At 72.1% G+C, this 12100-nt stretch carries 3 protein-coding genes; all 3 read left to right on the forward strand.

What is annotated here, in order from left to right; all coding sequences use genetic code 11:
• Nucleotides 1-89 precede the first annotated feature (89 nt).
• The 3 genes from ACMXN5_RS35135 to ACMXN5_RS35145 all read left to right on the forward strand — a co-directional run bounded on the left by ACMXN5_RS35135 (nt 90) and on the right by ACMXN5_RS35145 (nt 12079).
• The gene (locus ACMXN5_RS35135; RefSeq protein WP_439678940.1) at nt 90-8387 is read left to right on the forward strand and encodes a hypothetical protein; all 8298 of its coding nucleotides are present in this window, start codon (nt 90-92) and stop codon (nt 8385-8387) included.
• Complete coding sequence (locus ACMXN5_RS35140) at nt 8384-11014, forward strand: right-handed parallel beta-helix repeat-containing protein (RefSeq protein WP_439678941.1); 2631 nt, start codon at nt 8384-8386, stop codon at nt 11012-11014. The genes ACMXN5_RS35135 and ACMXN5_RS35140 overlap by 4 nt, the downstream gene beginning before the upstream one ends.
• A gap of 75 nt (nt 11015-11089) precedes the next feature.
• A complete protein-coding gene (locus ACMXN5_RS35145; protein WP_439678942.1) occupies nt 11090-12079 on the forward strand; it encodes a ricin-type beta-trefoil lectin domain protein in 990 nt (329 codons plus the stop codon).
• The last annotated feature ends 21 nt before the right edge of the window (nt 12080-12100 follow it).

Genomic DNA, 12100 nt, shown 5'->3' on the forward strand with positions numbered 1-12100 from the left:
ATTGTCGCGAGGAAGAATGAACCCGGCGAACCATTGGCGCGTACAAAAGAGCGCCGTGGTTGCACGAATCGAGCGAGAGAGGCGCTTCGATGGCTCGTCCCGGGGACTGGAGTGCGCTCGGCCTCGACAGCGATCCGACTCCCGGCGACGCCGACCGGATCGACCGTGTGATCGCCGCGGAACTGACGTTCGTCGAGCTGGCCAAGACCATCGACAGCGGTCTGACCGAGGTCAAGAACACCTCCAGCGTGATCTTCGTCGGCAAGACCGCCGAGGCGCTGCGCGGCGTCATCGACGGGAACCTGCGCAACTACATCTCCACGTTCAAGAAGGCCCACGAGGACGTGCGCGCCGCGCTGACCGCCTACGTCGGCGTGATGCGTCACGAGCAACACCGCGCGGACACCGCGCTGTCCGCCGCCGCCGCACTGTCCGAGGACGACAAGGAGGGGCGGGCCGCGCACAAGACCACCGCGGAGGACGCCAAGTCGATCCTGTCCACCGCGGCCGACACCGCCGCGCGTAAGATCATGGCCGCCGGCCAGTCCATCGCCTCCCCCGTGGACGAGTGCGAGGAGTTCTGGAAGGCGCTCGGCTGGATCGCGTTGATCCTGGCCATTCCCGCGATCTTCCTCGGCGGCCCGCTCGCGCTGCTCAGCATCGCCCTCAACGTCGCGCTCCTGATCAAGACCGCGATCGACTTCGCGCACGGCAAGGCGAGCGTCACCCAGCTCGTGTTGGGCATCCTGGGCATGATCGCGCCCACGACCAAGGGCCTGCACCTGGGTCAGCTGTGGAGCGGCATCAAGGGCATCGGCGGACGCGGGATCACCGGTACCAAGAACTTCTTCGGCGGCGGCGCCAACTCGTTCGGCCTGTTCGGCCGGGTCGGGTTGGGCATCGACGACGCGGTGGCCGCAGCGGGCGCGTGGATCAGGGGCGGCGCGCAGGGACTGAAACTGGGTCCCCTGCTGACCATGGGGCCCGGGTTCGCGAAACTGGGCGGCGGACTCAAGTTCTTCCCCCTCGCCGCCGAACTCACCGTGATCAACCTGGCCGGCGCCAAGACGTTCTTCGGACTGCGTGCGGTGGCGACCACACTCAACACGTTCAAGAACCTGGGCACCTCCATCGCGCACGGCCTGAGCGGCTTCAAGGGGCTGCGGCTGTTCCTGCCGGTGGCCGCAGACGAGATGCCCAACGGCCTCGGGCTCGCCTTCCGGATCGGCTTCATCGACCGCGGCGTCTTCGGCATGTACCGCTACGGCGCGTTCCTCGACGGCAAGTTCATCGGCGCGGGCTCCAAGATCTCCGCCGCCGCCAACGCCGGATTCAACGCGTTCGGGCACGGCGGTGAGCTGATCAAGCTGCCCAACATGCACCTGGGTTCGTTCGATTCGGTGCACTCGGGCCCGCTCGGCGGCGCGTTCGACATGCCGCCGCTGTCCACGAAGTTCACCAACGGCTTCGGCCACTTCGACGTGATCAACCTGCCGTCCCTGAACACGTTCGGCACCGGCTTCCACGCCGGCAATTTCCCCGGCCTGGGCAACTTCGTACACGACATGGGCGGGCTGAACGCGCTCACGCACCTTCCCGGAATCGGCGCCAGGATCGCCGACATCCCCTCGTTCTCGTTCACCGGGTTGGGCTTGACCCACCTCACCGGCAACCTCACCGTCCCGCACGGGATCACCGGCCTGGGCAACACCGGGATCAACGCGCTGCCGGCCGCCGTGGGACACATCAGCATCCCGAACCTGGACACCGTCGGCGCCGGCGTGGCCGGCAAGATCCAACTCGGCCTGCCCGGATCGAGCGCGCTGGTGCACGACCTGCCCACGTCCGGGGCGAACACGCACACCGGACTCGACGGCCTCGGCACCGTCGCCCTGCCGCAACCGGGCCACGTCGCCATGCCGGACGTCACCACGCCGGCCCTGCCGCACGTCGACGTGGCGGGCGTCGGCGCCCTCCCGCTCACCTCGCACATCCAGACGCCGAACGCCGGCGCGATGCCGAACACCGGCCACGTCACGGTCCCCTCGGTGACCGGCGTCGGCGCCCTCGGACACGTCGCGACGCCCAACGTCGGCGGCCTGCCCGCGATCGCCCAGCCGGCGACCGCCCACACCGGCGCGCCGATCCACGTGGCCGATGTGAACACGCCCCACCTCGGCGGGCTGCGTACCGGTGCCGACGGCGAGACCTCCCTGGTGGGGCCCGGCGCGAGCGGGGTCGACGTCAAGGGTGTCCAGGGCCTGGGCGGCACCGGCACGCACATCGACCTCAACGGCAGCCGCGTGGTCCTCGGCGGCCCGGCGTCGGGCCCAGTGGTGCACAGCACGCCTGGCGGCCTGCCGGGTGTGCCGACCGTGTCCGGCGGCCTCACCGGCGGCGCGCACTTCGTCCCGGCGAACGGGGCGACGCACAACCTCGACGTGTTCATGATGCGGGGCGCGAGCTACGACTTCGCGCACACGTTCCGCACCATCCCCGGCCTGAACGGCATCGAGGTACGGGTCCTGCCGAGCACGCAGGCCGGCCGCACCGTCGACATCCACGTCGATCCCGGCGGTCGTACCGACATCTCCGCGAACCACATCACCGTCGGCGACCGGGAAGTGCTGCGGATCGAGCGCAACCTCGGCGACGGCGGCACCCAGCGCTGGGACTACGAGCTGAGCGCGGCGAACAACCATCGCCTCCTCGACGACCAGATCATCGACACCCACGTCACCGGCCCCGTCCCCGGGCAGGCCGTCGAACTGACCACGCTGCCCACCCCGCAGCTCCCGCACGTCACCACCACCGGGTCGACCGTGCCGACCGTCGCCGGCCCCGGACAGCGGGTGGTCGACATCCCGGGGCTGTCCGGCACACGCCTGGAGTACCGCGTCGGCGACGGCGGCGGCATCGAGGGCATCCGGATCACCGGCGGCGCGGACGCGGCGCACCTGACCCCCTCGCGCGTGACCGGCCCGGCCGGGAACGACATCGTGCGGGTCGAGCGGCAGGTCGTGGCGAACGTCGAGGTGCGCCGCTGGGACTTCGACGTGTCCGGCGAGAGCGGGCGGCTGGACCGCATCGAGCGGCGCATCACCCTCACCGGCGGCGAACACGACCACACCCTGGTCGCGATCCATGTCGATCCGGACAACCGCACCCTCGGGGTCGCCCACTTCGACGACGAAGGCAACATCCTGAACGCGGGCGGGCCGCCCGTGCGGTTCAACGACGCGGGCATTGTCGTGCCCACACCCGGCGGCTTCCGGCTCCACGACCCGGCGACCGGTACCCCGTCGGGCACCGGCCTGCGCCTGATCGGCTCCAACGGCCACCCCCTGGCGCTGCACGTACTGACCCCGGACGGCGGCGGCGCCCGCACCCTCGTCGGCCCCGACGCCACCCGGACACTCGGCGCCGTCACCATGCCGGAACACGCGGGCGGCATGCTCCACGTCGTCCCGACCGGCACCGGCCCGACCGTGCGCGTCTTCGGCGCCGACGGTCGTTTCTCGCACAACTCGCTGCCGCTGACCGGCATCGACCGCCTGGGCCTGGCCGGCGGCCACATCCGCTCGCCGCACGTCGACACGCCCCTGATCGCCCACGCCGACGGCCGGCCGGTTCCCGGCACGACCGTCATCCGCCAGATCGGCAACGAGTTCCGGATCCAGCACCCCGGCGGCCAGTTCCACGTCGACGCCGGCGGCGCCCGCGCCCACGACGTGGTGACCCTCACCACCCCCGCCGGCGCCGGTACGGGCCTGCACGTGTTCACCCCGGTCGGCGGCCCGGGCAGGCTGCCGCACCTGCGCGCGGATGACGGCACGCCGGCCACGACCGCGCACGTGGGCATCGTCGACAACACCTTCCACGTCACCGGCACGAGCGGGCAGCCCCACGCGGTGCGGGTGTACACCCCGGGAGGGGCGTTCTCGCACGACGCGCTGCCGCTGACCGGCGGCGGCGCGCCCGGCGGCTTCATCCGACTGCCCGACGCCGCCGGCGGAGCGCCGCGACTGGTGCACGGCGACGGCCGGATCGTGCCGGTCGCCACCGTGACGCCGCAGCACGGCGGCGGATACCTGGTGGATCACCCCGGCGGCAAGATCGTCGTGAACAACGTCGGCGCGCACACCCACAACACGCTCACGCTGACCGGCGGTCCCCAGGCCGGGCGGTTCGTGCACACGCCTGTGGGCACCCCCGACGTCCCCGTGCCGCACCCGAGCGACCAGAGCGGCGTACCCGACACGAACCTCACCGTCACCCGCGCCGGCGACGAGTTGCGCCTCACCGACCCCGACGGGTCGTTCACCGCGCACGGCCTCGACGGCGCGCACCGCTACGACGCGACCCGCCTGAGCGGCGGCGCGTTCGACGGCCGGTTCGTGCGCATCGAACGCGGCATCGGCACACTCGTCGACGGGCACCTCACCGCCGTCCCCAACGCACACGTCGTACCCCAGCCCGGGGTCATCGGCGAGGGGTTCGAACGACCGGGGACGCGGACGGGCCTCGGTTTCCGGATCGACGACGGCACCGGCCATGTCGTCGTCGACATGGCCGGCGCACACCGCTACGACGTAATCGGCCTGCGCGGGGCCGACGGCGCCGCGACACACGAGTTCGTCTTCACCCCGGCCCCGGTCGCCGGGGCGGCGGCGCCCGACCCGCTGAACCTGCTCAAGGGCGCCGATGGCCACAACCTCGGATTCTCGGTGGTCGCGCGCCCCGACGGCACACTCCGGGTCATCCACGGGGACACCGGCATGGTTCGGGGGTTCTCCGCCACCGGCGTGTTCGAGTTCCAGGTGTTGCGCCTGACCGGCGTGGACCGCGTCGACCTGTCGCAACTCGTCCGGGTACACCCCGGCGGGGCACACACCCTGGTCGACGACACGCTCGCCGACATCGCGACCACCACCGTGCACATCCGCCCCGGCGGCGGGTTCCATGTCGCCGGTGCCGACGGCGAGTTCCGCCTGTTCGACCCGGCCGGCCGCCTCGACTTCCACGTGACCGCGCGGCCGGTGACCGAGGAAGGCGGGATCACCGTGTTCCGGGTGGACGACGGCGCGGGAGTGCACCGGTTCGACATGATCGGGCTGTCCGACGCCCGCATCGGCGACCCCCTGCACACCCGGTTCCTCAGCACCACACCGGGCGACCTGCGGGTCCTGAGCGGCCACCTCGACCACCTCCCGGAGCTGCGCGCGACCCCGGAACCCGGCGGCGGGTACCGGATCGGCGGCGTCGGTGCGCGCGCCGGCGAATTCCAGCGGTTCGACCCGGGCGGGCGCCTGGAGTTCCAGCGCATCGACATCGTCGGCGCCCGGGGCGGCATCGACCCGAATCGGCACTTCGAGGTCACGTATCCGGCGGGCGGCGGCGAGGGCACATGGTCGCTGGTGCGCACCGACGCCCACGGCATCCGTGTCCCCGTTCCGGGCCGACCGAAATGGTTCGAGGGCGGCGTGGTCGACCCGAAGGGGGCGGACGCCGGCCACGTGCACCTGATCAGCCACCTCAAGGTCACCGTGTTCGAACGTCGCGTCCTGCCCCACGGCGGCTTCCTCGACGCCCACCACTCGTCCGCCTCGCTGGGCACGTTCAGTCTGGTCAATCAGCGCGGTCGGTGGGCCGAGTTCGACATCAACGGCAATCTCATGCACGACGGCACCCGGCACTGGGGCGAGAGCACCCGCAGCTGGTTCGACGTCAAGAGCGTGTTCGGCTCCGACGTGCGGGTCAGGCACTTCCAGCTCAGCGCGGACGGCGGGCACGTACTGACGGACCTGCGCCACCGGCCGGCGGCCCAGGGGTTCGCCGCCGACAGCAGGTGGGTGCGCTTCGACGCCGACTTCCGGGCCATCGCGTCCGGCACCCGGCACTGGGACACCGGCCTCAGCCGCGGCTGGACCGACACCATGCGCCACCCGATCACCAACGAGATCGTCCACGCCCAGAAGAAGTTCGGCCGCTTCCAATTCGGCCTGCACGACGTGCGCCGCTACCACCAGCTCGAACTGGGAGCGGACGGTATCCCCAAGCGCGACTGGGTCTCCCGGCACGCCGACGGCAACATCAACGGGCTCGGCAAGACCCTGCACAACGGCGACTTCCTCAAGTTCGAACGTTTCGCCGAGCAGCGACCCCCGGTGTTCTTCCGCAACATGTTCAGCGGCGAGTTCCGCGCCGCCGACCTCACCCGGCACCCGTGGCTGGCACAGGACAACCGGCTGCGCGTGGGCACCTGGAAGCAGGAGCCGGCGGGCGGCGGTCCCGAGGGGCACGGCGTACAGTTCATCTCCAACAACAAGACGGTCATCGACGTCGCCCACACCGGCGACATCGTCCGCGAGGTGCGGCCCCTGCACAACGGCGACACCCTCACCGTCGGCGACGTCCGGCTGCCCGACGTCGCGGGAGCACAGGTGGCGCACCGCCCCGGCTACCTGCCGTGGACCGAGGGTGCCGACGGTCTCCGGGGCCATCGCACCTTCCACGAGGGCGACTTCGCCGTCACCCCGGGCACGGGTGATCGGCAGATCACCTGGCAGGACCGGATCACCGACGACGTGGAAGACGGCGACTGGTACTCCCCCGGCACCAAGGAGTGGCGGGTGGTGCGCACCGGCCTGTCCGACGGCACGTTCATCGACTACCGGCCCAGGCCCGCCGGCGGCGCCGGAGGTGCGGGAGCCAACACCCGCGGCCTGATCGACGCGCACGCCGGGAACTGGATCCGGTACGACCACCACGGCATGGTCGTCGCCCGCATGGACGCCTTCCCCACGCCCGACGGGGTGGGACGCGTCGACATCATCGGCACCATGGGACGCAACTCGCGCGAGTTCCGGTGGCACGACGCGCTCGATCCCACCATCGGCGGCAAGCGCCTCACCGCGTTCGAACGGCAGCTCACGCCGTGGCACTTCGACCGCGAGTCGTTCCAGGACTTCGACGCGGCCGGCAACCTCATCCGCGAGCACCGACAACTCGGCGAGGGCCTGAGCGTCCAGGGTTGGCGCGGTGTCGACGCCGCGGGCAACGAGGTCTGGCACTGGAACAAACTGGACGCCAACAACAACGTGATGAACTTCGGCGACGGCGTCGGCGATCGTGTCCGGCACTGGTTCGACCGCAACGGTAACCCGCTCCCCGGCTGGGAGAAGGGCGCCCGGTGGTCCGACCGGATCACCAGCCTGGACCACCAGGTCGTCCAGGAGATCCCGGCGCGCAGATACACCAACTTCTTCAGGGACTTCTTCACCGACAGCCCGTTCCGGGTCCGCGACTTCCGCCCCAACCCCGAGACGCGGTTCAACCGGCACCTGTGGCAGGAGTCCGACCAGGGCATCATCGCGCAGGCGAAGATCAAACTCGCGGACGACACCTTCCTGGAGATCAACAACTTCAACAAGCACGCGCGGCGCTACGACATCGACGGCATCACCGTGATCAACGAGCGCACGATCCCCGGCTACATCCAGGAGTTCAGCGCCGACGGCGCCGCCATCATCGGTCGCGAGACCCACTTCACCGGCCTCGCCAACGAATACCGCGCGTTGAACCGCACCTACCGCGAACCCAACCGATGGGGCTACGGGCCGTCCGAGGATGGCGAGGTGGTGCCGGAGCCCTTCATGCTTCGGGCGATCCAATCCATCGGCATCGACATGACCCACGAGTTCCTGCTCGACTTCACCGTGAACCTCGTGGTGCTCTCCATGGTCCGAGTGATCTCCGGCGGCGGGTTGAGCGTGGTCGACGTCGGCCGCGCCGCGTTCGGCGCCGCGTTGAGCTCGATGACCAAGGGCACCGTCGCGGCCGCGCACCTGGCGGCCAACCGGGGCGGCTGGAAGGTGCACTGGTCGAACATCGACTACGGGATGGCTCCGAGTTGGCGGCCCAACGACGACAGCCACAACACCGAGTGGGGGGCGAACGAGCGCCCGGTGCGCTGGCGCGGCGGCACCTACGAGTTCACCCTGGGCCTGGCCACCGGCTCGGTGGCCGGGTTCGTCAGCGGCGCGGCGCAGTCCGCGATCTTCGGGGTCCGCGGCGCCGACGGCGCGATCATCAAACTCACCGGCGGCGACGCCGCGTTGGCCGGTCTGGCCTCCGCGGTCGGCGGGATCCTCGACACCGCCTCGGTGGGCGCGCTGCGGGCCCTGGTCCAGCACACGATGGGCAGCCGGTTGATCCACCGCCAGGGGCCGGCGGACATCTTCCTCATCGGCGGGCTGGGCAAGCTGGCCGAGAAACTCTTCGGCCTGCTGGTGCTCAGCCCCGCGACCGTGCGGTGGATCGGTCATGTACCGGACGGGACCTCGTCCGACAACCTCCTGCCGGGATCGGGAACGGGTAGCGGATGAGCACTACGGCAATCCACGTCGACCCCGGGGGCCGCCGGAGCCGGCGCACCATCACGGCGGCGCTCGCCGGCGCGCCCGTCGGCGCCGAGATCGTGATCGCCCCCGGCGAGTATCCGGAGACGCTGCGCCTGGAGCGGCGGGTGGTGCTGCGCGCGGAGCACGGCGCGGGCACGGTCGTGGTGCGCGCGCCCGACGGCGTCGCGCTGACCGTGGCCGCCCCCGACTGCGTGGTCCGCGGCCTCGTGCTGCGCGGCGCCGACCCGGCGGAGCCGGTGGTGCGGGTGGAGGACGCGGCGGGCCTGACCCTGGACGGGTGCGAACTCGACCGGGGCCGGGTGGAGGTGGTCGGTTCGACGAGCGCGGCCGGCGCCGCCCACAACGCCGCGCTCGGGTTCGCCGACACCCTGGAGGCCGACCTCGGCGATCCGACCGGCGGCGGCGTCCTGGTGATCCGTCGCGGCCGGCTGCGCGGGGCCCGGCACGGCGCGCTGGTCCTGGCCGGCGATGCCCGGGCCCGGATCGAGGACACGCTCCTGGAGACGATCGACGGCATCGGCGTGGCGCTGTCGGACCACGCGGTGCTGATCGCCGACCGGTTGCGGGTGCGCGACACCTCCGGCTCGGCGCTGCGGGTACGCGGCGACGCCCGGCTGCTCGCCCTGGACACCACGCTCGACCGCGCCGGACGCAACGGCGCCCTGGTCGAGGACCGCGGCGAACTGCGCCTGGTCGACTGCCGGATCCGTGCGGCGGGCCGCAGCGGCGTGCAGGCCGAACACGAGGCCCGCGTACACCTGAACGACTGCCGGATCACCGACGCCAAGGCCAGCGCGATCGCCACCGGCGGCGCGGCGCGCCTGAGCGCGGACGGCTGCCGGATCGAGGCCCCGGCCGGCAACGGCGTCGTCGCGCTCGGCGTCTCCGAGGTGACGATGACCGCGTCGCTGATCACCCGCTCCGGATTCACCGCGGTCCATCTCGGCGAGAACTCCCGGGCCCGGATCGGCGGTTGTCGACTCGACCGCAGCGACGAACACGGCCTCGCGGTGGTCGCGGGCGCCGAGGCGGAGATCGCCGACCTCACCGTCACCGACGCCGGCATGTGCGGGGTGCATGTGGCCGACGCGGCCGGGTTGACCATGGTCGCCTCCCGGATCGAGGGCGGCGAGACGGGGGTTCGGCTGCGCTCGGCCACCGAATCCGAACTGCGCGAGTGTGTGGTGAGCCGATCCCGCCGCACCGGCGTCGAGATCGGGGCGGACGCGGTCGCCACGCTGTACGCGACCCGGATCGCCGAGAGCGGCAGCGCCGGGGTCAGTGTCGAGTCCGGCGCCCGGATGCGCATGGACGGGGGTGGCATCTTCGCCGTCGCCGGCAGCGGATTGGTGCTCGGGCGCGACGCGACACCGACGGTGCGCGGCATCCGGGTGGACGGCACCGGCAAGAACGGCATCCTGTTCGGCGACGGTGCGGGCGGCCTGATCGAACACAGCGACCTGTCGGCGTGCGCCTACCCCGCGCTGCACATCGGCCGCGACGCCGAGCCGAGGTTCGTCGGTTGTCGGATCTTCGACTGCGCGCGCGACGTCGGCCACTCCGACGGCGCCCGCCCGGTGTTCCAGGACTGCGTGTCCGTCCGGGTCGAGACCTCGACCCTGCCCGACTCGTCGCCGGGTACCCCCGGCGCGCCGCCCCGGCCCACGAAACCGGCCCCGGTCGGCGGGGTCGCCCCGGTCGGCGCGAGCCCCGCCCCCGCCGCGCCGGCGGTGGTCGACCTGGCCGAACTCGGCGAGGCACCGCCACCGCCGGAGACCCTGGACGACCTGCTCGCCGAACTCGACGAACTCGTCGGCCTCGGCGGGGTCAAGCGCGACGTCGGCGGCATGGTCAAGCTGATGCAGACGGTCCGCATGCGCCAGGAAGCCGGACTGCCCGCGCCGCCGCTCAGCCGGCACCTGGTCTTCGCGGGCAACCCGGGCACCGGCAAGACCACCATCGCGCGCCTGTACGGCCGGCTGCTCAAGGCCCTCGGACTGCTGGAGCGCGGCCACCTCGTCGAGGTCGACCGCAGCGCCCTGGTCGGCGAATACGTCGGGCACACCGGCCCCAAGACGACCGAGTCGTTCAACCGGGCCCGGGGCGGCGTGTTGTTCATCGACGAGGCGTACGCCCTCGTGCCCGCCGGCGTGGCGAACGACTTCGGCGGCGAAGCCGTCGCGACCCTCGTCAAACTCATGGAGGACCACCGTGACGAGGTCGTGGTGATCGTCGCCGGATACCCGGACGAGATGGAGCGGTTCATCGCGTCGAACCCGGGTCTGTCCTCCCGCTTCACCCGCAGCCTGCTGTTCGACGACTACTCGGCCGGCGACCTGGTGCGCATCGTCGAACACCACGCGGGCCGGCACCGCTACGAACTCAGCACCGCCGCGCGCGAAGCGCTCGGCGAGCTGTTCACCGCGATGCCGCGCGGCGCGCAGTTCGGCAACGGCCGTACCGCGCGGCAGGTGTTCCAGCAGATGACGGAACGTCAGGCCATGCGGATGGCCGATCTCGACGCTCCGGACACGCAGCAGTTGATGGTCCTGGACGACATGGACCTGCCGCGATTGGTGGGCTCCGATTGACCGGGTTTCGTCGGCCGATCCCGGCGCCGACGCATGGCTTGTGGCCGATGGCCGTGGCTGATGGAGGAGTAGTTCGTGTCCGCACCCAATGAACCCAACACCCCTGCCCCGCCGGGCGGTTCGTCGGCATCCCCGGCAGCCGGGGCCGCGCCGTCGTTCGCACAGGCGTACGCCCGCCGGCCGCCCCGTCCCACGCGCGGCCTCCTGCCCGGGCGGCGGGTATGGATCTCGCTCGCCTCCGCCGCCGGCATCGTCACCGTCAGCACGCTGGCGGTGACCCTGGCCCAGAGCAGCGCGAGCGGCGACACCGCGACCCACCACCGCACGGTCTCGGCCGCGGGGGCCAAGTCCGGCGCGCCGGGCAAGGGCGGCGCACCCGGGGCGAACGGAGCCGACGGCCTGCCGGGATCGCCCGGCGCGCCCGGGGCACCGGGAGCCCCCGGGGCGGACGGGCTGCCCGGCGCGAACGGCCTGCCCGGAGCCGACGGATCGCCGGGCGCCCCGGGCGCACCCGGCGAGGCCGGCCCGCCGGCGACCACGCCGCCCGCCGCCGATCCGCCGCCCACGACGCAGCGCCCCACCGCACCGCCCGCGCCCAAGCAGACGCCTGTCAAGCAGGAGCCGCGGAGCGAGGCGCCCAAGCCCATGATCGGCGGCCCGGGGCCGGCGATGCCGCCGTCGAAGCCCGACGTCCCCGGCAGCCCCCTGCGCAACCCGGCCTCCGGGAAGTGCCTGAGCGGGTCGGCCGGTTCCGACGGCACACCACTGATCCTGTGGTCGTGCAACGGCGACGTGAACCAGAAGTGGGACATCCGCCCCGACGGCACGATCCGCACCAAGGGCCTGTGCATGGACGCGGCCTGGGGCGGCACCGCGTCCGGCACCGTCGTACAACTCGCCTACTGCAGCGGCAATCCCGCCCAGCAGTTCGCGCTGCGCAACAACACGCTCTACACGAAGACCGCCAACATGTGCGCCGACATCTGGAACAACAACTCCGGCGACGGCGCGGCGATCCGCCTCTACGCCTGCCACGGCACCTGGAACCAGGCCTGGACGCGTTGACCCTCGCCGGGCCGGCCCCCC

The sequence above is a fragment of the Embleya australiensis genome, assembly GCF_051903075.1.
Taxonomy (GTDB): domain Bacteria; phylum Actinomycetota; class Actinomycetes; order Streptomycetales; family Streptomycetaceae; genus Embleya.